We start from the raw sequence: 24,417 nt of genomic DNA on the forward strand, positions 1-24,417 counted from the left end.
TTAATTCGTGCCCAATCACGGCATACATCTGCTTTTGACGATCAAGCAGTGATTGTAATTCCGCCCCTCTCTGCTCACCCTGCTCTTTAGCAGCGACCAACTCATCGACAATGATTCTATAAATAGAACGGTAAGATTTTCCATCACGCTGATACTCTTCCGTAAACCAACTTTAGCCCAGTGATCAGGCTCACCATTGACGTTCGCACGAAGAACTAACGACTGACCCGGTGTATTGAATAGATCTCTAATTTTCTGTGCAGAGCCTTCCCCATACACTGAATTGTAGAAGTCCCAAAAATTAGCGCCCTGATCGAAAAGAGTCTTATTCGGACTCTGGCCAGCAATTAATCTAAGCCTTTCACTCTCCACATCCAGCTCAGCAACAGCGAGATCCATGACAGAATAGGAGAGATCAAGAAGGCGCTCTTTTTCCAGCGATAGGTTGAGCGCGCTCTCAGCAACATCACGCTGCTCCTCTGTATGTCCAATGACATAACAAAAGGTACTGGTCACAACATAGACAACGGCCAAACTTCCAGAGGTGATAATAATAATGATTAATGTCGGTGCATCCGTTGCTAAAAATGCCACTCCACCTAATCCTAGTATCGGTAGCATCGCCAAATAGGGGGCTATTCGACGATTAAAATAGAGCGGCAAAACAGAGGCACCAAGTACACCAAAGGTTTGCGCAAATCCTAGATCCTGATTGCGGAAAAGAACACCAAGGGCAATCAACAAAATAACCATCGAAACAGCCGCTAAACGCAGATTCGGTCTTACTTTTTGAAACCACCCCATCGCTGCAAGAAACAGAATAAGTGCTGTGTAGTAAACCGCAGTAACTAGATTTAACTCCACGATGAGATTACGGTACATAGAAAGCACGTAAGCTGGCAGCAGAACCAAAGTAAGTGCTTTGGCAGCCTTCAAACCTGCCCAAGTTCTTAGCTCATGTTGATGGGAGATTTTTTCTAACATTTTAACTCTCAAACTGAGTGACTTTGTATTTAACCTGACTGCAACCTGTGTACGAGCGCATTCACGCGGTGTGACGCCGCAAAGAGATTACTACACAGTGAGTTAAGCAAGCTTCGTGCCAACATAAGGCTTTATTATCGCGGCTTCCCTCTTTGAGGGAATTCGCGCCTACACTTTAAAGCTCGCTACCAGCTTAGTGAGCTCTTTGATATTGACCGGTTTCGATAATACTGCATTGGCACCTGCAGCTAGCATTTTATCGGTCTCTTCACCGATGGTTGCGGCGGTTAAACCGATGACTGGGGTATCTATGCCCTGCTGACGAAGTCCTTCAACAAATTTATAACCATTCATTTTCGGCATGAATATATCGGAGAGAATCAGGTCGAAACTCTGCTCTTGTACTTTGAGCAGCGCCTCTTCGCCATTATTAGCCACGACTGGGTGTGCACCCTTCTGCTCCAACATACGTTTGGTCAGCATTTGTATAGTTGGGTTATCCTCAGCCAATAGAACAGCGAGTCCGCGCAGCGCCTCAGTATCAGCATCAGTATCAGTATCAGTATCAGTATCAGTATCAGTATCAGTATCAGTGGCAAGCTTTGAAAGCTTTGCGTCAAAGCGCAACACAAAACGGGACCCACCCTCTAATCCGGGTTCGTAGGTAAGATCCCCACCCATGGCTGCTGCAATTTCACGACAGACATAGAGCCCAAGACCAGTACCTTCTGCATCACTAGAGCCGCGCGAAAATGCACTAAATAGATTCTCAATCTGCTCTGCAGGGATACCCACACCATTATCAGCAACCACAAGGGTGACAGACTTAACTCCGTCATTAACAATGGCCTCAGCCTCTATGCGAACCTCACTCCCTTTCGAGTGGATAATCGCATTTTTAGTCAAGTTAGAGACCAGCTGTTTTAGCAGATGCGCCTCGATATCTATTCGTTCGGAGGTTAACCCATCGAAGCCAACCTTAAGGGTTACGCCGCTCTGTTTAGCGATTGGGGTTAATATCTGTAACTGATCATTCAGAAGGTCTGCAAGTACAACAGAATTAATACTTGCTTGGCTCATCTTCTCAGGCTGCGCAACGGTACGAAGCGTATCGATTACACCCAAGAGTTGATCGATGGTGGAAGAGAATAGCGCTGTGTTAATCTGACCATCGCCCTGCTGCGCATCGTCGAGAATCATCTTCAAAGATGCCGTTGGGGTACGTAGCTCATGCCCAATCACAGCATACATCTGTGCTTGACGATCCTGCTCTTGCACTAGTTTTGTTAATGCCTGCTGAAGCTGATCGGCCTGCTGTTCAGCCTGTTCCCTAGCCTGCACCTCATCAGTTATATCCAGGGAAAGGCCCAAGAAACTTGTGCGACCATCTGCATCTCGCTTTACGCGAGATACTCTCATGTAGTGCAGCTCACCATTAGCAAGGTAAAAAGGATGCACAAAAGATTGCAGCTCGCCATTTTGTGACTCGTCCATGGCCTTTTTAGGGGTTAAAAACAGAGCACGGGTCTCATCCGTTTGGTATGCATAGAAGAGCTCTATGTCGCGTTCTTCATCGGTATGACCTAGACCCAGGCGGTTAGAGACTTCAGCATTACATTTGAATGTACGTGAATCTGGGAAGAATTCGATTAGACCAATACCACCTGAGTTAGATACAAGCTCAATAAGATCAGAAAACTCGTGTGCTTGCTTTAACGCATGAGTCTCTTCTGTGATATCAATGGAAGATCCAAAGAAAACCAGCGAACCCTCACGCTGTATGTTTGCACCTGTCACTCGCATGGTGCGTAACTCGCCATCAATCCATTGGTCATGAACGAAGGTACGTTCTGTCCCTACAGGCATCAAGGACAACTCCAAGATTTCACCTGAGATGAGCGCAAGACTCTCCTCAGGGAAACTATCTGCACGCTCTAAAAGCGTAATCGGGCCGTCTGATTCTGAACGACCATAACGACGCTGCAGTTGAGCGTCGCCATCAATAAGCCCAGTTGTGAAGTCATACTCAAAAAAAGCGATGTTTGCGGCTTTAGCCACCTGGCTTTGACGAGACTGTTGCAGATCTCTAATGCGCAACGTCTTAGCAAGATCAGATTGAGCCTCAGAGAGTTGCTCGGCAATGTCAGCATATTCATCACGCTGTTGAGTTGCTCTATTTAAAACAGCACTGAGAATATAGATTGAACTCCAGGTCATGCCTGAAAACCCCATAAAGTGCGAAATCCCCTGAACAGCCCCCTCGAAGCCGGCATTTACTGCATAGAGAAGAAGAAACCCATAGCCGAGCGCAGGTATTAAATATCGACTTACTCCGGCAAGAATGACTGATAGAAATATGAAGCCGAGCCAGAAGTAGGCAAAACCAATAAAAATTGTATGATTACGCGCAACTCCAGCAATACCTATCACGAAAGCTACAAAAGCAATCATTAGAATTCGCGCCTTGAAGTTAATTGGTAACTGCGGGAGCGCTGCAGCAGCTATCATGAGATACAAAACAGATTGAATCGCAATAATTGCGTAGGCACCATCTAGAGTAAATGCTCGATAGATACTCATAAAAAGTGCGGGTGACATGCAAACCAAAAGTATTTGCACGGCACGAATAACCGTTCGATTTAAAAAATCACTCTCAGCGCTGGTCATACTTTTCATCTAAAACACCTATTCTCAAATTGATTCGCATTATGCAACGCAATTTGATTTAACCAATAAATTCAGCATTTAACGCCCCTACATGAGTCTAAAATTCGCATTTAGGGCGCTTGTGACAGTTAAGACATAACCAAGCAATTTACGTGCCAACTCAACACTTTCACTTTTAATACCTTCACGTCCCAGACGTTAACAGATCTGATAAACTACCGCGAACAGATTTCGGAGCCATCATGAGCATCACTCAAGAACAACTCAAATTCGACAAAGAGCATATCTGGCACCCCTACTCATCGATGATCAATCCACCACCGATGACACCGGTCGTTTCAGCAAACGGTACACGCCTTAAGCTCAATGATGGTCGTGAATTGATTGATGGCATGTCCTCTTGGTGGTCTACCATTCATGGCTACAACCACCCTCAGTTAAACCAAGCAGCCACAGAGCAGATCAGCAAGATGTCGCACGTCATGTTTGGCGGAATCACTCATGAGCCAGCGATTGAGCTAGCGCAAAAATTGGTTGATTTAACACCTGCAGGATTGGAAAAGGTCTTTATTGCTGATTCAGGTTCTGTCTCTGTTGAGGTCGCTATCAAAATGGCACTGCAATACTGGCAGAGCCAAGGCCTTGGCAATAAACACAAGCTGGCAACCCTAAGGGGCGGCTACCATGGCGACACCTTTGGCGCGATGTCCGTATGCGACCCAGTCACCGGTATGCATGAGATATTCACGGGTGTTCTGCCTAAGCACCACTTCGTTCCACGCCCAACTTCAAAGTTTGGTGAATCACTTGCAGAGGGTGACATCGACGCTTTGGAAGCTATTCTGATGGATGAGGGTTCTGAAATAGCCGCCCTGATATTAGAGCCTATCGTGCAGGGTGCCGGCGGTATGTATTTCTACAGCGCTGAATATCTTAAGCGAGCAAGGGAACTTTGCGACCAATATGATGTACTGTTAATTGCAGACGAGATCGCGACAGGATTTGGCCGCACCGGTGAACTATTCGCCTGCGATCATGCAGGCATCACCCCTGACATTCTCTGTGTAGGCAAAGCTCTAACAGGCGGATATATGACACTCGCCGCCACACTCACCACCACAAAAATCGCAGAGACCATCTCGAGCGGTGGCGCCGGCTGTTTCATGCACGGCCCTACCTTTATGGGTAACCCGCTAGCCTGCGCCGTAGCGAACGCAAGCCTTGGCATCATTCAAACAGGTGAGTGGCGCACACAGGTTGAGCGTATCTCAGGCGAGTTAGCATCAGGCCTTGCGCCCGCACGCGATTTACAATCGGTTGCTGATGTCCGCATCCTTGGAGCGATTGGCGTTGTGGAGCGCAAAGAGCCTGTAACGCTTTCTGAGGTACAACCGATGTTTATTGAAGAGGGCATTTGGGTTCGCCCGTTCGGCAAACTTGTCTACCTAATGCCACCTTACATCAGCAGCTCTGAAGATATCGAAGCACTCACTGCTGGAGTGCTTCGAGTATTGAAACGGCTCGATAAACTCCTAAAGTAAGCGGTTAAACAGCACTCTTGTTTGAACGACGCTGATTAAAGAGCATTAGCGCCAAGACAAATGCGACGATTGGGAAAATCACCAGATTAAGCATCTGCCAACCCTGTGAGTTCAACAATAGACCTGACATAAAAGAGCCGACCGCAACAATCGAGAAGATAAGGAAGTCATTAAAGCCTTGAGCAACACTCTTCTCCTCATCTGAAGCACTCTCTGCCACCAATGCAGTCGCTCCAATGAAGCCAAAGTTCCAACCGATACCCAGAAGAATCAACGAGCCCCAGAAATGGGTTAACTCCAACCCAACCAGAGCGATAACACCTGAGACTGCAATCAATAGTAGACCGATTGAGGTGATTCGCGCCTTACCGTATTTAGCCATCAACTTACCGGTAAAGAAGCTAGGGGCAAACATCGCCAACACATGCCACTGAATACCCAGCGCTGCCTGATGCACTTCATGACCGTGGGAGACCATCGCTATCGGCGCAGCCGTCATAACAAATGCCATCAAACCATAAGAGACCACACCCGCAGCAACAGCAGTGACATACTTAGGCCTTGTTAGTAGGTCCAGCAAGCGCACATCACTCTTCGCTTTCTGCTTAGCCCCTTTGGCTTCGCTACTCGGGAGTGTTGCCAAGACCAGCAACGCCAGCACCGCCAATACCGATAAACCAAAGAAACTACCGGCATACTTCGCATCCATGGCACCCTGAGTCCAGACAACAACCTGGGGACCTATGACAGCCGCTGCCAAGCCACCAATCATCACTCGCGAAATCGCCTTACCCTGCTCAGGACCTTGCAATCCCTCAGCAATAGCGAAACGGTAACTCTGCACATGGGCTGCATAAAAACCGACCAGCAGCGTACCAACACAGAACCAGACAAACGACTGGTTAATGATCGATGTTGCAGCAATCACGCCGGCAATCATCGCCACCACAGCAGCAAACATATAAGCCGCTTTTCGCCCAAACTGGGAGACTAAAAATGCCGCTGGGAGAGTAGAGAGCGCCACGCCCAAGTTGAATAGAAAGACCGGCATAGTCATCAGCTCTTGCGGAGCATTAAGGGACATACTGACCAATCCACCCAAGGAGATAATGATAGGTGGAGATGCCGCGCCTAGGGCTTGCGCGACAGGATAGAGCTGTACATTTCTATTCGACATAAACTTTTTCTTCTCTTTTAAGCCGCTAAAGCTAGCGAAAGCGAACGGGACGCAGTAAGTTCTCATATAGATACAAGCAGTACAAGTAAGGATATTTAAAATGGCACGTATCAAAATCGATATGCCCGATAACTACCTCTTCTCGACAACGCTGGATGTACGAATCAGCGATATCAACTATGCAAACCACCTTAGCAATGACAGCGTTTTAAGTTTTGTTCATGAGTCTCGCGTACGCTTCTTGCGTCAATATGGTTACACCGAGCTCGACGTTGAAGGCCTTGGGATAATCATGACTGACAGCGCGATCGTCTACAAAGCGGAAGGTTTCTACGGCGACCAGGTACAGGTCGACATTACTGTCGGCGATTTCAACAAATATGGCTGCGACATCTTCTACCTAATGACCAACAAAGCGACAGCCGTTGAGATTGCCCACGTTAAAACTGGCATCGTCTTTTTTGACTACGAGACTCGCAAAGTTGTCACACTGCCCGAAGGGTTTAGAGCCAACCTATTGAAGGATGCATAAATCATGCAACTGATGCTAACCCCAACCTCACCCTACGCACGCATTGTGCGTGTAGCCCTAATGCTGAAAGGGCTAGACAGTGAGTGTGCTATGCACTGGGTTGACCCACCCTCGGATACACCAGAGCTGGTTAACGCCAACCCGATCTCTCGTGTACCGGTTCTGGTGTTAGATGATGGCACGGCGATCTCTGAAACCCTACTCATTATTCACTACCTAGAGCGACGCAAACCGGACCCATCACTTCTGCCTTCAGCGCGTCTCTATAAAGAGCTATCTTTAGCCGGTAAAGCGATGGGTTTAGTAGATGCAGCGTTCTGGATCGTCTTCAACCGACGCTTTGGTGGCAAAAATGCCGACGAAGGGAACACCCTAGAGGAGCGCCGCATCAATGCGATTAAACGCACCCTTGAGGAGCTGAAAAAGAACCCACCGCATGCGGTTAAAGGGTTACCAGGACTTGGGCAACTGGCACTTGAGGTGGCACTAGAGTATATCGAGTTTCGACTACCTGAGTTTAATGCGTTCGAGAGCGGTCATTTAACCCAATGGAGCAAACCGCTGCGTCAGATGGAAGCGTTTCACCTGACGGAGTTTCATTAAGCGTTACTCGTCTTGATACTCGTAACTGTGGGCGAGGTTTTCGAAGCGAGTGTATTTACCGATAAAGGCTAGACGCGTGGTACCGATTGGGCCGTTACGCTGCTTACCGATGATGATCTCGGCTACACCCTTCTCTGGCGAATCTTCGTTGTAGACCTCATCACGGTAGATAAACATGATAACGTCAGCATCCTGCTCGATAGCGCCGGATTCACGAAGATCCGAGTTAACTGGACGCTTGTTAGGACGCTGCTCAAGCGAGCGGTTTAGCTGCGATAGCGCCACAACCGGACAATCCATCTCTTTCGCCAAGGCTTTAAGTGAGCGAGAGATCTCTGAGATCTCTGCGGTACGGCCTTCGCTCTTACCGGTCTTAATCTGCATCAGCTGAAGGTAGTCGACCATGATCATGCCGATCTCACCATGCTCACGCACAATGCGACGGGCACGGGTACGCATCTCGTTAGGGCTGATACCCGGCTGATCATCAATGTAGAGTGGTTTGTTCTTCAGCATGTTGACCGCTGCAGTCAGCTTCGGCCAATCATCATCTTCCAACTGACCGTTACGAACACGGGTCTGGTTGATGCGACCGAGCGATGACAACATACGCGTCATCAACTGTGTCGCAGGCATCTCAAGACTGAACACCAGAACCGGTTTATTGGCACCCATCAGGGCGTTCTCGACCAGGTTCATCGCAAAGGTGGTTTTACCCATCGACGGACGCGCTGCAACGATCACCAAGTCAGATGGTTGCAGACCACCGGTACGATCATCAAGATCATCAAAGCCGGTAGTCAGACCTGTCAGCGTATCGCCGTTGCTGAATAGCTCGTCGATACGTTCAACAGCTGCCTTTAGAAGTGGGTTAACCGACTGAGGACCGTTCTGGTTTGGACGGTTCTCAGCGATCTGGAAGATCTTAGTTTCTGCTTCGTTTAGCACCTCATCTGCAGAGCGCCCCTCAGGGAAGAAAGCAGCACCTGAGATCTCATTCGAGATACTGATCATCTGACGCAGAAGTGCACGGTCTCGAACGATCTCTGAGTAGGCACGAATATTTGAGGTACTCGGCGTGTTACGTGCAAGGTCAACAAGATACTCTAGGCCACCGGCACGATCTAGCTCACCAATACGATCCAGCTCTTCAGAGATAGTCACCACGTCGATAGGGCGACCGAGGTCGATCAGCTTCTGCATGGTACGGAACATCCCGCGATGCCCAGCTGTGTAGAAGTGCTGCTCTAGCACAATCTCCGAGACGACATCCCAGGCATTGTTATCTAGCATTAAGCCACCCAACACAGATTGCTCCGCCTCTATCGAGTGCGGCGGAATCTTCGCGAGGGCGAGATCTTCATCTTGGATATCGAGCATTTATCTAACTGCAGAAACTAAAAAATATTTGAGCAGGTAACTATACCTGCTCAGAGATATGAGTTGAATTAAAAAATGGAGTAGGAGCGCATTCCCTCAAAGAGGGAAGCCGCGAAAGCAAGAATATAGTCTGGCGCGAGATTTGCATCCCATGTCGGGGTCGCCCTTCGGGCCGATCCCTCCTACATCAGAGCTTTGTTCAAAGTCCGATCATATCCGGGGTCAGAGTAGTCTTATAAGACTACTCTGACCCCAATGTATTTGACGCCAATGTATGGTCATCGCCGCTCCTGCGCATCCCTGCGCCCGCGGCATACCGTCCATCCATGGACATAGCCGCTCATGCGCATCCCTGCGCTCGCGGCATACCGTCCATCCATGGACATAAAAAAACCGCGCCGAGGCGCGGTTTTCTTTGGACTGTAGCTGATTACTCAGCAACAACCTTAAGGTTTACAGTCGCAGTAACTTCTGCGTGAAGCTGAACGTCGATTTCGTATTCGCCGATGTTACGTAGAACACCGTTTGGAAGACGAACTTCGCTCTTATCAACTTCAGTACCAGCTGCTGTGATCGCGTCAGCGATGTCACGGCTACCGATAGAACCGAAAAGTTTACCTTCGTCACCAGCAGTCGCTGCGATAGTGAACTCTTTACCTTCTAGTGCAGCAGCACGTGAAGTAGCAGCAGCTAGCTTCTCAGCAGCAGCAGCTTCAAGTTCAGCACGACGCTCTTCAAAACGAGCAACGTTAGCAGCAGTAGCTGCAACAGCTTTACCCTGTGGGATTAGGTAGTTACGACCGAAACCAGCCTTAACATTTACTTTGTCGCCTAGCGCGCCAAGTTTACCGATCTTCTCGAGGAGGATAACTTCCATCTCTCAAACCTCATTTAGGCTGCAGGTATACCTGCAGTACAAATTAAACAATCACCCAATAGCAGCCATAGGCTGCTAGAGCACTATTAACGGTCGTGACCGTCAGTGTATGGCAGTAGAGCTGCGTAACGAGCGCGTTTGATAGCAACTGCTAGCTGACGCTGGTATTTAGCTTTAGTGCCAGTGATACGGCTAGGTACGATCTTGCCAGTTTCAGTGATGTAACCTTTAAGAACGTCGAGATCTTTGTAATCGATCTCAGTAACGTTTTCTGCTGTGAAACGGCAGAACTTACGACGACGGAAAAAACGTGCCATCTGATATTCTCCTAATCTTTAACTTATTCTTCAGAATCTGCAGCAGGTGCAGCTTCTTCAGTTTGTGCTTCAGCAGCTGGCTGACGCTCTTCACGACGTGGCTTGCGCTCTTCGCGTGCTTCAGCAGCTTTGATTGGAGACACTTCAGTGATTGCACCTTTAGTGCGGATAACCATGTTACGTAGCACTGCATCGTTGTAACGGAATAGGCTATCTAGCTCATCCATTATAGCCTGAGTAGCTTCAACGTTCATAAGAACGTAGTGTGCTTTGTGAACATTGTTGATTGAGTAAGCCAACTGACGACGGCCCCAGTCTTCTAGACGGTGGATTTTGCCGTTATCGCCTTCGATCAGCGCAGTGTAACGCTCGATCATCGCTGGAACCTGCTCGCTCTGATTCGGGTGAACCATGAACAGTATTTCGTAGTGACGCATTGTAGCTCCTTACGGTTTAGCAGCTTTTGAGTTAATTGAATTCGACCCCTATTCGTCGAACTCCCCAAAAGCAAGGAGGTTGATATAAAAAAGGACGCGAAATTCTAATGAATTAGGCGTCCTATTGCAATAGCAGTTTACTCGGCTTCACTCACTTCAACACTGTGGGTAATCTCTACACCGCCACCCTCAAGCATCTTCGATACCGAGCAGTACTGCTCTGCTGAGAGACGCGCTGCGCGCTCCACTGCAGACATTTTCAGACCACGACCTGACACCTTAAAGGTGATGTGAATCTTAGTGAAAACCGCAGGCACTGCATCTGCGCGCTCGGCATCAATCTCTGCGACACAGCTCACTACATCCTGACGTGCCTTCTTAAGAATGCTCATCACATCCACGCTAGCACAGCCTCCCAGACCTACAAGGATATACTCCATAGGGCGAGGACCTGTCACAAGATCACGGTCGATGTGCGTTTCAAACTTAGAGTCAGTGATCGCCTTAAAGCGCTCTTCACTATCCCAATGAACTTCTACATGCATTGCAGTGTCCTTAATTAAAAAGTTCAGCCAAACGCTGACCTGGATTGTCGGCACGCATAAACGCCTCACCGACAAGGAAAGAATTCACCTGATGTTGGCGCATTAATGCCACATCTTCAGGCGCTAAAATACCACTCTCGGTAACCACAATGCGATCTTCTGGAATCTGATCCAACAGATCAATAGTTGCCTGCAAGGTCACATCGAAGGTGTGAAGGTTGCGGTTATTAATACCGACCAGGGTATTACCCAGCGGCAGTGAACGCTGAAGCTCATCAGCATCATGAACCTCAATCAAGACATCCATACCCAACGAGACTGCCAAATCATTCAGCTCTGCCATCTTCGCATCTTCAAGCGCAGAGACAATCAACAAAATACAGTCGGCACCCATAGCGCGCGCTTCATAGACCTGATATTCATCGACGATAAAGTCTTTGCGAATAATCGGCAGTGCACAGGCAGCACGTGCCTGCTGCAGATACTCTGTAGAGCCTTGGAAGAAATCCACATCAGTCAAAACAGATAGACAGCTAGCACCACCCTGCTGATATGAGAGAGCGATCTCTGCTGGCTGGAAATTCTCACGGAGCACCCCTTTCGATGGGCTCGCTTTTTTTACTTCAGCGATGACCGCTGAACGACCTTCAGCAAGGGCACGCTGCATCGACGCTACAAAACCTCGCGGATCAGTCGCCGTACCTTTTTGCGCTTCAATCTGCGCTTTAAGATCTTCAATTGAGACAGTTGCAGAGCGCTCTGCAATCTCTTCGAACTTACGGTCGATTATTCGCGTAAGAACCGTAGGTACCTTTGACATTAGTTATCCTTAAACGCTTGGCTAAATCGCGCCAGCTCATCCATCTTCGAAAGTGCCGCACCTGAGGCGATTGCTGCCAACGCCATCTGCACACCCGCCTTAAGAGTTTCTGCTTTATCAGCCGCGTACAGTGCAGCACCAGCATTAAGCGCTACCATATCAGCCGCTTTCGGGTTACCACCACTCAGTGCTGAGCGAATCAACGATAGACTCGCTGCTGCATCCACAACCTGAAGACCTTCAAGTGTTTGAGACTCAAGGCCAGCCGCCTCAGCAGTAATTTCGTATTCAGTCACTTCACCATCTTTAAGCTCAGCAACACTGGTTGGCACGGCAAGACTGATCTCATCCAAGCCATCATTTGAGTGCACCACCAAAGCATGTTTAGCACCCAAACCACGCAGTGCCTCTGCCATTGGACGACACAACTCTTTTGAGAAGACCCCCATTAGATAGTGCTTAGCACCGGCTGGGTTAGTGAGCGGACCCAAGACATTAAATAGCGTTCGCATCGCCAACTCTTTACGAGGCCCGATCGCATATTTCATTGCACTGTGGTGCGCAGGGGCAAACATAAAACCGACACCCACTTCATCGATACAACGTGCAACTTGTACGGGGTTCAAAGCGAGATGAATACCAGCCGCTTCGAGTAGATCTGCCGCACCCGATTTTGAAGAGACTGAACGGTTACCATGCTTAGCAACTGTGCCACCCGCTGCCGCTACAACAAAGGAAGTAGCGCTGGATACGTTAAATAGGTTTGAACCATCACCACCGGTGCCGACAATATCCACTGCATTTGGGTTAGCAACACGCACTGGCGTTGCCAAGGCGCGCATAACATCAGCTGCAGCCGTGATTTCAGCAACCGTTTCACCTTTGATACGCATCGCTGTTAAGAAGCCGCCGATCTGAGCATCAGTCGCTTCACCCGTCATAATTTGTCGCATAACGGCTGACATCTGCTCACGCGTCAGGTCAGTTCCAGCGACAACAATGGCTAAAGCCTCTTTGATATCCATTACGACTCCTTTGAATAGCGATTCTCAATGCGCTATCGGGCAATTTTCCTGCATCATACTTTTAGCTCTGGAGCTAATTTGCAGAACGATTTTTAAACTAGGCAGGGATAATACACCAGCTAAAAGTGAATTTGGACTCGCTTACAGAGAAAGCCCAAATGAAAAGAGCCTGCAGGCGCGGACTCTTTCAACATGAGATGAGATCAGTAGACAAGCTCATCGAGTGAATCGAATAGCTTATCAGGGGAACTATTCTTAATAGGCTCACCATGGTTGTAACCATAGGTGACCGCATAGACAGGAACTTTTGCTGCTCGAGCTGCGTTTATGTCGTGTGCTGAGTCACCGATCATCACCGTATTCTCAACCGAGCTTCCCGCTTGCTCCATAAGGTAGAGCAACTGACCCGGGTCCGGCTTTTTAACGGGCAAGGTATCGCCACCAACAACGTGACTGACGAACGGTGCGATACCAAGACGTTCCAGTAGAGGTAAGGTAAAACGGATCGGTTTATTGGTTACCACACCCAGCTCAATACCCTGCTCCGACCAACGCTGTAGCGATGAAGCAACGCCGGAATAGAGCTTCGCAAAATGACCATTGGTTTGATCGTAATGACCACTAAAAGAGTCTAATGCCTTTTGGTAGATAGGCTGATCCATGGCGTCATCAGGGTATTTGATTGCGCCAGCCAGCGCACGAGCAACCAATACCTGAACACCATTTCCGACCCAGTTGCGCACTTCGGCTTCAACAACCGGCTCACGACCAAGATCGGCCATCATGCGATTGAGTGCTTGGTATAGATCTGGAACAGAATCAACTAGCGTGCCATCCAGATCTAACATGATCAGCTTGGGAGCAGACATTAGCGTTTCACACCTGCTAGCTCTGCGCGCATCTTATCGATAGTCGCTTTGTAGTCATCAGTATTAAAAATTGCTGACCCAGCAACGAATGTATCCGCACCCGCCTCTGCAATCTGCGCGATATTATCTACCGTTACACCACCATCTATCTCAAGACGAATATCACGACCTGATGCATCAATCATACGACGCGCTTCACGAAGTTTATCTAGCGTGCCCTGGATAAACTTCTGACCGCCAAAGCCTGGGTTAACAGACATTAGCAGCACCATATCCACCTTATCCATCACATACTCAAGATGATGCAGCGGCGTTGCTGGATTGAATACAAGACCCGACTTACAACCACCATCACGAATCATCTGCAAAGAGCGATCGATATGCTCTGACGCCTCTGGGTGGAAGGTGATAAATCCAGCACCCGCTTCAATAAAGTCACCTATTAGGCGATCAACCGGTTTCACCATAAGGTGCACATCGATTGGTGCTTTAATACCGTGCTTAACCAATGCCTTGCAGACCATCGGCCCGATGGTGAGGTTAGGCACGTAGTGGTTATCCATTACGTCGAAGTGCACGATATCAGCCCCCGCCTCTAGGACATTCTCAACCTCCTCACCCAAACGAGCAAAATCAGCGGAGAGAATCGACGGTGCGATCAAAAAATCTTTCATCTACTTATACCTGAAAAATATTTATATATTCCAAAGCCTACCAGAAGCAGCCAGAAATTATCATTTAGACTTTCTTACCTCACGGATAAGATCATATGCAGCTTGAATCTCTTGCGCCTTCTCTTTGGCGATCACCATCATCTCTTCTGGCAACCCTTTAGAGACCAATTTATCGGGATGGTGCTGGCTCATCAGTTTACGCCACGCACGTTTAACCTCGGCATCTGAGGCAGACTCAGTCACCCCAAGCACACCGTAGGCCTGATTCACTTTATCCTGTGTAGGCGCACCACCGGCTTTCCACTGCTGATAGAAACCACGCTCAGCCTGTACGCGACGAATCAATACATCTATCGCATCAGCCTTCATCCCTAGACGATGACAGATATTCACAATGACGCTGCGCTCGGCATCACTGATCTCGCCATCCGCCATGGCAGCGGCCATCTGCATTTCAAAGAAGATCATGCGAAGGTCGTTACGGTACCTAAAGAGACTAGCCAGTGGACGCAGCAGAGGCTCTAAATCAAAATCAGCTGACTTACCCTGTGAGAAGAAGTCGATCGCTTCACGGCGCTTCTCTTCATTCAGTTGCATCTGCGCCATGACTGAGCGGGCATAGGCGATCTCATCTTCAGTGACACGACCATCTGCTTTAGCTACACGCCCCATTACCGCAAAGGTTGCCTGGAAGAATATCTGTTGTGGCGATAGCTGTTTGGCCGAGCGGAACATGCGCTCTAGCTGGTAACCTAAAAAGCCACCAAAAATTGCACCCCAGGGACCACCACTAAACAGTCCCACCATCGTACCGAGCACGATGCCGGTTCGATACTTATAAACCTCTGCGCCAAAGGATTGGGCACTCATCTATCGACTCTCCAAAATAAACGACTCGACATCGGCTAACCGCTCAGGCGTACCAACATCATTCCAATAACTTGTAAGCTGTTCGCCCACGACCCGGTTTTGCACCATCGCCGCCTTCAGAAGCGGAGCAAGCGGTGCTGATTCACCCTTAACCAAACCGGCAAAGAGTGAGGGGCGCAGCAGACTAATTCCTGCGAAGGTAAGTTTATTCTCCCCTTCAACACTGACACTACCGCCACTGAGCGCGAAGTCGCCCTGCGGATGCCAAGCCTGATTCTCAACCAGCCATAGTTTAGCCTGCTGATCTGACGCCAAGGTTAAGTCGAGATCTGCATACTCCTGCGTGGTAAACACATCACCATTCACCAGCATAAAGGGAGTTTCGCCCCCCTCATCCAAAAGCGCCATGGCATTGACGATCCCACCCGCCGTTTCAAGAGGCTCCTGCTCTGCCGAGTAGCGAATCGCACACCCGTAATCGCCACCCTCACCCAGATAAGCTACTATCTGCTCACCTAACCAGGCGTGATTGATCACTATCTCTGTAATACCCGCTCGCACTAGGTTTTCGATCTGGTAGACGATCAATGGCTTATCGGCAACAGGCAAAAGAGGCTTCGGGGTTGTCAGCGTCAATGGACGCATCCGCTGACCCAGACCTGCCGCTAGGATCATCGCCCTCATCGAGTCACCCAAGGGGCAAGCGGATATCGATTGAGATCCTCATTCGCCTTCATTAAGGGAATTAGTGCCTCTAGTGCCTGACTTAACTCGGCAAACTCTGGGTATCTTTTTGCAGCATTTAGCAGGTAACCAAAGGTGCGCGGAATATCTTTAAGGTACCCCTCTTTACCATCACGCAACCAAAGACGCGAGAAGATACCGACCACTTTCAATTGGCGCTGCATCCCCATCAGGTCAAACTGCTTTAGAAACTCTGAGTCACTTGGCAATGCAAAGCCTGTATCGAGCATTTGCATGCGGTAGTTCTCTACCCAATCTGCCACCTGCTCATCAGACCAATCGATATAGCTATCACGCAATAGCGAGACTAAGTCATAGGTAATTGGGCCGATCAGTGCGTCTTGGAAATCGATAATGCCAAGCCCACCATCCGCCAAAGGCATAAGGTTGCGCGAGTGGTAGTCACGATGGACACAGACCTGCGGCTGATTTAAGGCAGATTGGATGAGCAGCTCATAGGTTTTATCAAGTAGTGGACGCCATTGAGTCGCGATCTGCTCATCACTCATACCTAGCAAAGATCCCAAGAACCACTCCGGGAATAGCTCCATCTCGCGTGTCAGAACTGCGCTATCGTATGGCGGCAATCCAACAGCAGGCAGCATCTGAATACCCACAAGGGACTGCAACGCCTGCTGGTAGGGTGTATCACTAGCATCCTGTTCAAGAATAGGAAGCAGTTGCTGATCGGCGAAGTCCTCTAGCAGCATAAAACCGAGTTCAAGATCGTCTGCAATCACCTGCGGAACACGAATCCCTTTCGCGAACCACTCCGTGGCAATACGCACAAAAGGTTCTGAATTCTCTTTATCAGGCGGCGCATCGACTCCGATTAGCGCTCGCTGGCCGTCGTCGAGGCGAAAATATCGTCTAAAGCTCGCATCACCACTGACTGGTGTGATCTCGACAGCATCACGTTCAGCGTAGGGCCAAACCTGTTTTACCCATGATTTTAGTTGCGCTTGGCGCGTTCCCATTTACTCTAACCTCTGGCACTCAAGCACGGTAATGCTTATCATTCTGGATCTAGGATTCTGCAGATCGGTAGATTACTTTGTTAACCTGCAGAAACGTAAGATATTACTCGACTTTTGAGGCTGCATAAACGTCGTCTCGGTAGCCAGCGGATCGCATTTGATGCACTTCGAAAAAAACGAAATTACAAAAATCATTCTTGGCTTGGTTGTCGCCAGCAGCAGTAGCTCAGTTTTTGCTGCTAGCGCATGGGACTGCCAGGAGACCGATAAGGGCTGGAGCTGTGCCGCAGCACCGGACTACAAACCAGAGCCAGTGCCACTAACGCGCATCTCTGCACCGACTGAGAGCTACCGCACTAGTGACACTGATACGCTAGTTAGCAGTAAACCAGAGCCAACGCCTGAACCTGCTCCAGTCAAAAATCCAACAGTAGCTGCTAAACCTGCAACTGTGCAGAAAGCTGCGCAGCCTGAGCCTATTAAACAGCCTGAGCCGGTTAAACAGCCTGAGCCAATCAAACAGCCAGAGCCTGTGGTGACTGCGCCGGTTATTGCCCAAGCTACTGAAGCAGTTAAAACATCTGAAGCACCAAAACCACCTCAGGCTCCAATCAAAGAGGAGCCAGTACTCTACGTAGCACGCGACCCTAGCGATGATCGCCGCGATCAGAACTTGGACTGGGTTCGATACGCACCGTTAGACGCTGAAGGCCTTGTTTGCAAAGGGCGCTACCAAGAGCCCGATATTTGGGTCGGTGACCTAGCACCCTCTGATAAACCAAGCAGCACTGTAGTCAATACAGACAGTTCGGATGCTGAGCTCAATGGTCTATCAATCATGCGCGGCAATGTCGTTATTGAAGAGGCAGGGCGTCAGGTTAAATCTGAATATGCCGAATTTGAATCGAACAGCCGCCAAGGCCTGCTCAGAAGTGATGTTCGTTACCGCGAACCTAACTTTTTGATGACAGCAGATGCCATCAGCACTGATTTTGAGAACAAGGTTGCTATCGCGAATGACGCACGCTTTGTTATTCACGATCAACACATGCGCGGTGATGCCGAGTCGATGACCCGTTTTGGGGATCAGCGCGTTGAAGCGGAAAACACTCTAATCACATACTGTGAACCTGGTAGTAATGACTGGGGTATCCGTGCCGGTGAGATGGAGCTGCACACTGCAGAGGGTTATGGTGAAGCGTGGAATACTCGCTTTGAAGTAGCTGGTGTACCGGTCTTCTACCTACCCTACTTCTACTGGCCGCTTGATGATACGCGCCGCACAGGTCTACTCTACCCATCGTTCAGCAGCAGCGAACAGGATGGCTATGACCTCTCATTACCTTACTACTTCAACATTGCGCCGAATGTCGATGACACGCTAACTACACGCATTATTGAACAGCGCGGTATTTTGCTAGAGAACGAAGCACGCTATTTGAACAGCTTCAGTATGAACACTCTGAACACCAGTTGGATTCCTGATGATGACCTGCAGGGCAGCGAGCGCTGGTTGTTCGACTTTAAACACAACGGAACACCTGCGCCGGGCTACACCAGCAATATCGAAGTGACGCGTGTTAGCGATAACACCTATTTCGATGATCTGACGCCTGTGACCTTACGCGTACCAGCTGCGGATGACCTTAGTCAGAAAGCACAAATCGCATACAGCGGTGATAGTTGGAGTGCGAGTGCGTTAGTTCATGACTACCAGTCACTCGACAACACACACCCATACGCTCGTCTACCACAGCTAAACTTCAGTACGGCACAGACGCTAAACAACACCACACTGAACCTGCAGGCGCAGTACACAAACTTCGATAAACCAAACTCAACTGATGATGGCGAACGAATTCATGCTCGTCAGTCGATTGGTTACAACGCACAAACCACTTGGGGCTACCTACGACCAGAAGCGGGCGTTTGGTACAGCCAGTATGACCTGAACAACAACACCTCAGCACAGCACACCAATACCTATGCAGCGCTAGACTCTGGACTTATCTTTGAGCGCCAGGGTGAAATCAGCACACAAACATTAGAGCCACGTGTGAAACTTATCTCTGTAGATGGTGATGACGCAAACGGCCTACCCAACTTTGACTCAGGCGCACTTGGCTTCAACTATGCCAACCTGTTCGATACTTTAGGGTACTCAGGTAATGACCGTGTAAGCCACACGCAACAAGCGACACTTGGACTTGAGAGCAAGGTCTACTCTGTCAGCGGCCGCGAAGTTGTGACGCTGGGTATAGCTCAGGCTCACTACTTTGATGACCATGATGCACGCCCTGGTGATAGCACCGGCACTGCAAACCAATCTGACTTTGCAGCCCTTGCATCTTGGCGTCCATCAGAGGTACTGACACTGAGTCACGACAGCCGTATCGATAAGGATACCGGCACGCTACTGACTGAGAACTACCGTGCGTACTACCGCCCGGATGTAGACCGCCTACTCTACGGTAATCTTCGCAAGACCACTCAAGCTGATGGCACACGTACATTCAACCAGCTTGATCTTGCAGGCCGCTGGCCAATCACGACAGGCTGGAGCGGCGTGTTCCGCTATACTCAAGATATCAAAGAGTCTGAGAACCTAGAGTCCTTAGCCGGTATCGAGTATGAGAACTGCTGTTGGAAAGTTCGCCTAACCGGACAGCGCCAAATTATTGATGGCTCAAGCAGTTTTGAGCGTGAAAACAAAATTTACCTTCAGTTCATCCTTCGCGGCCTAGGTGCCTTTGGCCAGGGTGAAGGACGACAGTTCCTTGAAGATCTAACGGGTTACAACGAGGACGATAATGCAAACTTTTAAACACCTATGCGCGGCACTGATTATTGGCATCACATCTATCACGCCTATTGCCGCACACGCAGAACCGATACCACTTGATCGTGTCGCTGTGGTCGTGAACGACAGTATCATCATGAACTCTGAGGTAGACCAGCGCGTTCGTGATATCAAATTGCAGCTGACGAGCCGAAATGCGGCGTTGCCTGCCGATGAGGTACTGCGTGGCCAGGTACAGGAGCAGCTCATTCTTGAGAGCATCCAGTTGCAGCTTGCTGAGAAGCAGGGTCTGCGCGTTAGCGATCAAGAGCTGAATCAGACCATGGAGCGCATCGCGTCGCAGAATAACCTCTCACTGGCAGATTTCCGCAAGGCGCTTCTAAACGAAGGCCGTGACTACCAGCAGGTACGTGATCAGGTGCGTCGTGAGATGCTGATCTCGCGTGTCCAACAGAATAATGTAAACCGTCGTGTCTCTGTCACTGACCAAGAGGTGCAGAACTACCTCAATTCGGATCTCGCTAAACAGCAGGACAGCACCGAGTTCTTACTTAACAATATTCTGATCTCTGTTCCATCGCCTGCATCACCACAGCAGATTCAAGATGCCAAAGCGCGTGCCGAGCAGATCCAAGCGGAGCTTACTAACGGTGCCAACTTCCTCGATATCGCTGTGCGTGCATCTGATGCACCTAACGCACTTAACGGTGGCGATCTAGGCTGGCGTAAAGCGACTGAACTACCAAGTTCAGTGTTCAGTGCAGTAGCTGGTCTAAAGGTCGGTGAAGTCTCTGAGATTGTGCGTACGCCCTCTGGTTTCAATCTGCTTTTCCTTCGCGATCGCCGCGGTGAACAAGCGACCATCGTGACCGAAACTCGTGCCCGTCATATTCTAGTAGCGCCTTCTGAGATTCGCTCAGGCGACCAAGCTAAAGCCTTTGCTGAAGAGATTTATGGTCGCATTAAAGAGGGCGAACCTTTCGATGAGCTTGCGCGTCGTTACAGTGACGACCCAGGTAGCGGCTCACTAGGTGGCGAACTAGGCTGGATTCAGCCTGGCAAGATGGTTGCAGAGTTTGAACAGCAGATGGATAAGCTAGGTATCAACGAAGTCAGCCTACCTTTCAAATCACGCTTTGGCTGGCACATTGTCCAGGTTCAAGAGCGTCGTCAGCAGGACTTCTCTACCGAAATGCGTGAAAACAAAGCACGCACAGAGATTCGTAAGCGTAAATATGACGAAGCACTCTCTGTATGGCTACGCGAGCAACGCTCTGAAGCTTACATCGATGTTAAGGCGAATTAATGGCCTACCGATTAGCGATTACCCCGGGCGAACCGGCGGGCATTGGTCCTGACCTATGCATTCAGATTGCTCAAAAAGGATCTGAGCATCAACTGGTAGTGATCTGTGATCCAGACATTATGGTCGACCGCGCCAAGCTACTTGGCCTGCCGATTAAATTGCACGAGTATGATCCAGACCAACCACGCGTCGGCTGCAAACCGGGTGAACTCTTCTATATGGGCACTCCATCCAATGCCGACGTAGTGCCAGGCCAGCTTGATAAAGACAATGCGGTCTATGTCCTTAACACCCTGCGCCTTGCCATTGATGGTACACAGTGCGGCATGTTCGATGCGATTGTCACTGCGCCTGTACATAAAGGGATCATCAACGATGCGGGCATTGCATTCAGTGGCCACACCGAGTTTTTAGAGTCTCGCTGCAATGCCGACAAAGTTGTGATGATGCTTGCAACTGAAGGGCTGCGCGTAGCGCTTGCTACGACCCACCTGCCTCTTCAAGATGTACCTAAAACGATCACCAAAGAGCTACTGCACTCTGTCATCGATATTCTCCTCAATGATCTGCACAGCCACTTTGGTATCGCTAAGCCGCGCGTTCTGGTTGCCGGCCTTAATCCACATGCTGGTGAAGGTGGTCACATGGGGCGTGAAGAGATCGACACCATTACACCGGTGCTTGAAACCTATCGTGCACAAGGGGTGGATCTAGTCGGCCCACTCCCTGCAGACACTCTATTTACAGATCATCTACTCAAAGATGCTGATGCGGTCCTTGCGATGTATCACGACCAGGGATTACCGGTACTCAAGTACAAAGGCTTTGGTAAGGCAGTTAACATCACGCTTGGCCTACCGATCATCCGCACTTCAGTAGATCACGGTACCGCACTCGATTTAGCAGGCAGTGGCAAAGCGGACGCTGGATCTTTGGAGACTGCGATCAATTACGCCGCTTCGATGGTAAGCGCAAAACAGGGAGCTTTAGCGGGATGAGCAAACAGAACCCAGGCCATGTTGCGCGCAAGCGTTTTGGACAGAACTTTCTTCACGATCCAACCATCATTGGCCGCATTATTTCAGCTATCAATCCAAAGCCAGATCAGCACCTTGTTGAGATCGGCCCAGGCTTAGGTGCGCTGACAGAAGAGATCCTTCTAGAGGCGGGTGCATTAGAGGCGGTCGAACTGGACCGCGACCTAATACCGGTTTTACGTACCAAGTTTTTCCGTTACGAAGGCAAGTTCACAATACATGAGGCGGATGCCCTTAAGTTCGATTTCGCTTCACTTCAGAACGATGAGCGCCCGCTGCGTGTTGTTGGTAACCTACCCTACAACATCTCGACACCTCTTATTTTTCACCTATTGAGCTTCTCTGGCCTTATCAGCGACATGCACTTTATGTTGCAGAAAGAGGTGGTGGAGCGCCTAGCAGCCCAGCCGGGCGAAGATCACTATGGCCGTTTGGGCATCATGGCGCAGTACTACTGCAAAGTAGAAAAACTCTTCATCGTACCACCAGGAGCATTTAATCCAGCACCTAAGGTCGACTCGGCAATTGTGCGTTTGATTCCGCACACCACCCTACCGATTGAAGCAAAAGATCCAAATCTACTGGCCGATGTTGTGCGTACTGCCTTTGGTCAGCGGCGTAAAACCCTGCGTAACAACATGAAAGGGTTAATTACAGGTGAGCAACTAGAAGCACTTGGCATAGACCCAGGCCTGCGCCCTGAACGTCTATCACTGGCACAATTTATTGCCATTAGTGATGCAATCCACAGCCTGCGTAACGAGTAATACTGAGAGAACATGGACGAACAAGATCTATCCAACAACGTAAGCGTTGATGTGACCACCCAGTACCTTAACGAGCAATCAGATCCTGAGACGCATCGTTTCGTCTTCTCGTACCACATCACCATTACCAACCATAACCCGATCCCTGTTCAGCTTCTGAGCCGTCGTTGGTTAATCACGGATGGTAATGAGCAGACTCAAGAGGTGATTGGTGAGGGCGTGGTTGGCGAACAGCCTACAATTGAACCAGGCAAAAGTTACAGCTACACCAGCGGTACAGTGCTAGCGACTGAAGTAGGCGCCATGCAGGGCCACTACGACATGATCACCGACGAGAACGAAGCCTTCCAAGCGGAGATCAAACCCTTCACTTTGGCACAGACCAACGCTCTTCACTAAGCCATCTTTCAGCTAAGACTTTCAAGTTAAAAAAGCGCATCCTGCTCAATAGTTAAAAGTTAAGGAACCGATCCCCTGAGTGTTGGGCACTGCGCTTTTAACTTAGCAACAAAACGCGCAGCCAACTCAGGTGCATAGCCACAATCAGGCGTGTGAAAAAATAGATAGGGCGTTCGCCCTTCTGCTATCCATGCAGCCACCTTTGCCACCCACTGATCGAGATAGTGATCCGCCTCAAACCACTCCATGGTAGAGATAAAACGCACCTGTGGATTCTGTCCCGTTGCCAATACATGTAACGGCACCTTAGGTTTCTTCTGCTGCGCTTCAAGTGTGTGGGCATCTTTAGCGACAGAGGCAAAGATGGGGCGGGTATCAAACATAACCCGATTAACCCCAGTCTCAATCAACATCTGGTTCAACTCCCGCTCAGCATCTCCCTTAGCAAAGAATTCTGAGTGGCGAACCTCCAACGAGTAGGCACATCGCTCCGGCAAAGATAAAAAGAAGCGATAGAGATGCTCTAAACCATCCGGCCCATAACTTTGCGGCAGTTGCAGATTGAGCATACCCAGCTTCTCACCCAGCGGTTCCAACAATTTAAACTGCTCAGAGACCTTAGGATTGGCAAACTCCAAGGCACTGCGATGCGATAGATCCTGATGAAACTTAAAGCAGAATCGAAAATCATCTGGCGTCTCATCACTCCAACGCTTGACCGTATCGGGCTTAGGTAACCCATAGAAGGTGGTATTCCCCTCCACAGACGAGAACTGCCGAGCATACCGAAACAACGCAGAACCCCGCCCAGAAAGAGAACCTCCTTCCCAAGTAGGATGCTGCCACTGCGGTAAACCCAAGTAGTAATCGTGCTGCAAAATCACCTCAATATGCAAAAAACTAAAATAAAACCAGCAAGTTACTTGACATAATACCGCAACCGCGTAGAATTCGCGCCACGTTGATGCGGGGTGGAGCAGCCTGGTAGCTCGTCGGGCTCATAACCCGAAGGTCGTCAGTTCAAATCTGGCCCCCGCTACCAAACGTAAAAAGAGGTATAGGCCCGCAG

24 protein-coding genes and 1 tRNA gene are annotated in these 24,417 nt (G+C 49.5%); 9 read left to right on the forward strand and 16 right to left on the reverse strand.

Annotated elements, in window-relative coordinates:
• Positions 1–15: 15 nt before the first annotated feature.
• A complete protein-coding gene (locus HH196_RS06540; RefSeq protein ID WP_169451348.1) occupies positions 16–984 on the reverse strand; it encodes a hypothetical protein in 969 nt (322 codons plus the stop codon).
• 168 nt (positions 985–1,152) lie between these two features.
• Positions 1,153–3,660, reverse strand: a complete 2,508-nt coding sequence (locus HH196_RS06545; protein WP_169451349.1) for a PAS domain-containing sensor histidine kinase — start codon at positions 3,658–3,660, stop codon at positions 1,153–1,155.
• A gap of 233 nt (positions 3,661–3,893) precedes the next feature.
• On the opposite strand from HH196_RS06545, the gene bioA reads away from it, so the two are divergent.
• Positions 3,894–5,192 carry an adenosylmethionine--8-amino-7-oxononanoate transaminase gene (bioA, locus tag HH196_RS06550; protein ID WP_169451350.1) on the forward strand — a complete coding sequence of 433 codons (1,299 nt, stop codon included), beginning with the start codon at positions 3,894–3,896 and terminating at the stop codon, positions 5,190–5,192.
• A 4-nt stretch (positions 5,193–5,196) separates the two neighbouring features.
• On the opposite strand, the gene HH196_RS06555 is transcribed toward bioA, so the two are convergent.
• On the reverse strand, positions 5,197–6,369 hold the full coding sequence (locus tag HH196_RS06555) for an MFS transporter (protein ID WP_169451351.1): 1,173 nt from the start codon (positions 6,367–6,369) through the stop codon (positions 5,197–5,199).
• Between the two features lie 100 nt (positions 6,370–6,469).
• Between HH196_RS06555 and HH196_RS06560 the strand changes: the two genes are divergently transcribed.
• Positions 6,470–6,901 (forward strand): thioesterase family protein, encoded by a 432-nt coding sequence (locus tag HH196_RS06560; protein ID WP_169451352.1) that lies wholly within the window; start codon positions 6,470–6,472, stop codon positions 6,899–6,901.
• Between the two features lie 3 nt (positions 6,902–6,904).
• Complete coding sequence (locus tag HH196_RS06565; protein ID WP_169451353.1) at positions 6,905–7,504, forward strand: glutathione S-transferase N-terminal domain-containing protein; 600 nt, start codon at positions 6,905–6,907, stop codon at positions 7,502–7,504.
• Between the two features lie 3 nt (positions 7,505–7,507).
• Here HH196_RS06565 and dnaB read toward each other — a convergent pair whose 3' ends face one another.
• The 12 genes from dnaB to HH196_RS06625 all read right to left on the reverse strand — a co-directional run bounded on the left by dnaB (position 7,508) and on the right by HH196_RS06625 (position 17,039).
• Positions 7,508–8,884, reverse strand: coding sequence for a replicative DNA helicase (gene dnaB, locus HH196_RS06570; RefSeq protein ID WP_169451354.1), 1,377 nt, complete (start codon positions 8,882–8,884; stop codon positions 7,508–7,510).
• Positions 8,885–9,314: 430 nt separating this feature from the next.
• Positions 9,315–9,761 carry a 50S ribosomal protein L9 gene (rplI, locus tag HH196_RS06575; RefSeq protein ID WP_169451355.1) on the reverse strand — a complete coding sequence of 149 codons (447 nt, stop codon included), beginning with the start codon at positions 9,759–9,761 and terminating at the stop codon, positions 9,315–9,317.
• 86 nt (positions 9,762–9,847) lie between these two features.
• Entirely contained in the window at positions 9,848–10,078 is a 231-nt protein-coding gene (gene rpsR, locus HH196_RS06580; RefSeq protein ID WP_169451356.1) for a 30S ribosomal protein S18, read from the reverse strand.
• A gap of 23 nt (positions 10,079–10,101) precedes the next feature.
• Positions 10,102–10,515: a 30S ribosomal protein S6 gene (gene rpsF / locus HH196_RS06585; RefSeq protein ID WP_169451357.1), complete on the reverse strand. Its 414-nt coding sequence runs from the start codon at positions 10,513–10,515 to the stop codon at positions 10,102–10,104.
• 137 nt (positions 10,516–10,652) lie between these two features.
• Entirely contained in the window at positions 10,653–11,060 is a 408-nt protein-coding gene (locus HH196_RS06590; protein WP_169451358.1) for an OsmC family protein, read from the reverse strand.
• Positions 11,061–11,070: 10 nt separating this feature from the next.
• Positions 11,071–11,880, reverse strand: a complete 810-nt coding sequence (gene trpC, locus HH196_RS06595; RefSeq protein ID WP_169451359.1) for an indole-3-glycerol phosphate synthase TrpC — start codon at positions 11,878–11,880, stop codon at positions 11,071–11,073.
• On the reverse strand, positions 11,880–12,905 hold the full coding sequence (trpD, locus tag HH196_RS06600) for an anthranilate phosphoribosyltransferase (protein WP_169451360.1): 1,026 nt from the start codon (positions 12,903–12,905) through the stop codon (positions 11,880–11,882). The genes trpC and trpD overlap by 1 nt, the downstream gene beginning before the upstream one ends.
• Before the next feature lie 203 nt (positions 12,906–13,108).
• Positions 13,109–13,774 (reverse strand): phosphoglycolate phosphatase, encoded by a 666-nt coding sequence (locus tag HH196_RS06605; RefSeq protein WP_169451361.1) that lies wholly within the window; start codon positions 13,772–13,774, stop codon positions 13,109–13,111.
• Entirely contained in the window at positions 13,774–14,448 is a 675-nt protein-coding gene (gene rpe / locus HH196_RS06610; protein WP_169451362.1) for a ribulose-phosphate 3-epimerase, read from the reverse strand. Before rpe ends, HH196_RS06605 begins: the two co-directional genes overlap by 1 nt.
• Before the next feature lie 60 nt (positions 14,449–14,508).
• A complete protein-coding gene (djlA, locus tag HH196_RS06615) occupies positions 14,509–15,318 on the reverse strand; it encodes a co-chaperone DjlA (protein ID WP_169451363.1) in 810 nt (269 codons plus the stop codon).
• Positions 15,319–16,002 (reverse strand): N-acetylmuramate alpha-1-phosphate uridylyltransferase MurU, encoded by a 684-nt coding sequence (gene murU / locus HH196_RS06620; protein WP_169451364.1) that lies wholly within the window; start codon positions 16,000–16,002, stop codon positions 15,319–15,321.
• Entirely contained in the window at positions 15,999–17,039 is a 1,041-nt protein-coding gene (locus tag HH196_RS06625; RefSeq protein WP_169451365.1) for an aminoglycoside phosphotransferase family protein, read from the reverse strand. Before HH196_RS06625 ends, murU begins: the two co-directional genes overlap by 4 nt.
• Positions 17,040–17,199: 160 nt before the next feature.
• On the opposite strand from HH196_RS06625, the gene lptD reads away from it, so the two are divergent.
• Genes lptD through apaG form a run of 5 tightly spaced genes read left to right on the forward strand, consistent with a single transcriptional unit; the run spans position 17,200 to position 23,348 of the window.
• Positions 17,200–19,863, forward strand: a complete 2,664-nt coding sequence (gene lptD / locus HH196_RS06630; RefSeq protein WP_169451366.1) for an LPS assembly protein LptD — start codon at positions 17,200–17,202, stop codon at positions 19,861–19,863.
• A complete protein-coding gene (locus HH196_RS06635; RefSeq protein ID WP_169451367.1) occupies positions 19,850–21,145 on the forward strand; it encodes a peptidylprolyl isomerase in 1,296 nt (431 codons plus the stop codon). Before lptD ends, HH196_RS06635 begins: the two co-directional genes overlap by 14 nt.
• On the forward strand, positions 21,145–22,143 hold the full coding sequence (pdxA, locus tag HH196_RS06640; RefSeq protein ID WP_169451368.1) for a 4-hydroxythreonine-4-phosphate dehydrogenase PdxA: 999 nt from the start codon (positions 21,145–21,147) through the stop codon (positions 22,141–22,143). The genes HH196_RS06635 and pdxA overlap by 1 nt, the downstream gene beginning before the upstream one ends.
• Complete coding sequence (rsmA, locus tag HH196_RS06645) at positions 22,140–22,949, forward strand: 16S rRNA (adenine(1518)-N(6)/adenine(1519)-N(6))-dimethyltransferase RsmA (protein ID WP_169451369.1); 810 nt, start codon at positions 22,140–22,142, stop codon at positions 22,947–22,949. Before pdxA ends, rsmA begins: the two co-directional genes overlap by 4 nt.
• 12 nt (positions 22,950–22,961) lie before the next feature.
• Positions 22,962–23,348, forward strand: coding sequence for a Co2+/Mg2+ efflux protein ApaG (gene apaG / locus HH196_RS06650; RefSeq protein ID WP_169451370.1), 387 nt, complete (start codon positions 22,962–22,964; stop codon positions 23,346–23,348).
• Between the two features lie 59 nt (positions 23,349–23,407).
• Here apaG and HH196_RS06655 read toward each other — a convergent pair whose 3' ends face one another.
• Positions 23,408–24,232 (reverse strand): DUF72 domain-containing protein, encoded by an 825-nt coding sequence (locus HH196_RS06655; protein WP_371807836.1) that lies wholly within the window; start codon positions 24,230–24,232, stop codon positions 23,408–23,410.
• Between the two features lie 81 nt (positions 24,233–24,313).
• Here HH196_RS06655 and HH196_RS06660 point away from each other — a divergent pair.
• Positions 24,314–24,390: transfer RNA gene (locus HH196_RS06660), tRNA-Met, on the forward strand.
• Positions 24,391–24,417: the final 27 nt, after the last annotated feature.

Source organism: Marinobacterium sp. LSUCC0821 (assembly GCF_012848475.1).
Classification (GTDB): domain Bacteria; phylum Pseudomonadota; class Gammaproteobacteria; order Pseudomonadales; family Balneatricaceae; genus Marinobacterium_E.

What these genes read in the sequence shown, in the direction of transcription:
- HH196_RS06590 (WP_169451358.1), bottom strand. Translation starts at nt 11,060, where the DNA reads ATGCATGTAGAAGTTCATTGGGATAGTGAAGAGCGCTTTAAGGCGATC.
- trpC (WP_169451359.1), bottom strand. Translation starts at nt 11,880, where the DNA reads ATGTCAAAGGTACCTACGGTTCTTACGCGAATAATCGACCGTAAGTTC.
- dnaB (WP_169451354.1), bottom strand. Translation starts at nt 8,884, where the DNA reads ATGCTCGATATCCAAGATGAAGATCTCGCCCTCGCGAAGATTCCGCCG.
- trpD (WP_169451360.1), bottom strand. Translation starts at nt 12,905, where the DNA reads ATGGATATCAAAGAGGCTTTAGCCATTGTTGTCGCTGGAACTGACCTG.
- djlA (WP_169451363.1), bottom strand. Translation starts at nt 15,318, where the DNA reads ATGAGTGCCCAATCCTTTGGCGCAGAGGTTTATAAGTATCGAACCGGC.
- rplI (WP_169451355.1), bottom strand. Translation starts at nt 9,761, where the DNA reads ATGGAAGTTATCCTCCTCGAGAAGATCGGTAAACTTGGCGCGCTAGGC.
- HH196_RS06635 (WP_169451367.1), top strand. Translation starts at nt 19,850, where the DNA reads ATGCAAACTTTTAAACACCTATGCGCGGCACTGATTATTGGCATCACA.
- lptD (WP_169451366.1), top strand. Translation starts at nt 17,200, where the DNA reads ATGCACTTCGAAAAAAACGAAATTACAAAAATCATTCTTGGCTTGGTT.
- rpsF (WP_169451357.1), bottom strand. Translation starts at nt 10,515, where the DNA reads ATGCGTCACTACGAAATACTGTTCATGGTTCACCCGAATCAGAGCGAG.
- rpsR (WP_169451356.1), bottom strand. Translation starts at nt 10,078, where the DNA reads ATGGCACGTTTTTTCCGTCGTCGTAAGTTCTGCCGTTTCACAGCAGAA.
- pdxA (WP_169451368.1), top strand. Translation starts at nt 21,145, where the DNA reads ATGGCCTACCGATTAGCGATTACCCCGGGCGAACCGGCGGGCATTGGT.
- HH196_RS06605 (WP_169451361.1), bottom strand. Translation starts at nt 13,774, where the DNA reads ATGTCTGCTCCCAAGCTGATCATGTTAGATCTGGATGGCACGCTAGTT.
- bioA (WP_169451350.1), top strand. Translation starts at nt 3,894, where the DNA reads ATGAGCATCACTCAAGAACAACTCAAATTCGACAAAGAGCATATCTGG.
- rsmA (WP_169451369.1), top strand. Translation starts at nt 22,140, where the DNA reads ATGAGCAAACAGAACCCAGGCCATGTTGCGCGCAAGCGTTTTGGACAG.
- HH196_RS06625 (WP_169451365.1), bottom strand. Translation starts at nt 17,039, where the DNA reads ATGGGAACGCGCCAAGCGCAACTAAAATCATGGGTAAAACAGGTTTGG.
- HH196_RS06565 (WP_169451353.1), top strand. Translation starts at nt 6,905, where the DNA reads ATGCAACTGATGCTAACCCCAACCTCACCCTACGCACGCATTGTGCGT.
- HH196_RS06560 (WP_169451352.1), top strand. Translation starts at nt 6,470, where the DNA reads ATGGCACGTATCAAAATCGATATGCCCGATAACTACCTCTTCTCGACA.
- HH196_RS06540 (WP_169451348.1), bottom strand. Translation starts at nt 984, where the DNA reads ATGTTAGAAAAAATCTCCCATCAACATGAGCTAAGAACTTGGGCAGGT.
- murU (WP_169451364.1), bottom strand. Translation starts at nt 16,002, where the DNA reads ATGAGGGCGATGATCCTAGCGGCAGGTCTGGGTCAGCGGATGCGTCCA.
- apaG (WP_169451370.1), top strand. Translation starts at nt 22,962, where the DNA reads ATGGACGAACAAGATCTATCCAACAACGTAAGCGTTGATGTGACCACC.
- HH196_RS06545 (WP_169451349.1), bottom strand. Translation starts at nt 3,660, where the DNA reads ATGAAAAGTATGACCAGCGCTGAGAGTGATTTTTTAAATCGAACGGTT.
- HH196_RS06555 (WP_169451351.1), bottom strand. Translation starts at nt 6,369, where the DNA reads ATGTCGAATAGAAATGTACAGCTCTATCCTGTCGCGCAAGCCCTAGGC.
- rpe (WP_169451362.1), bottom strand. Translation starts at nt 14,448, where the DNA reads ATGAAAGATTTTTTGATCGCACCGTCGATTCTCTCCGCTGATTTTGCT.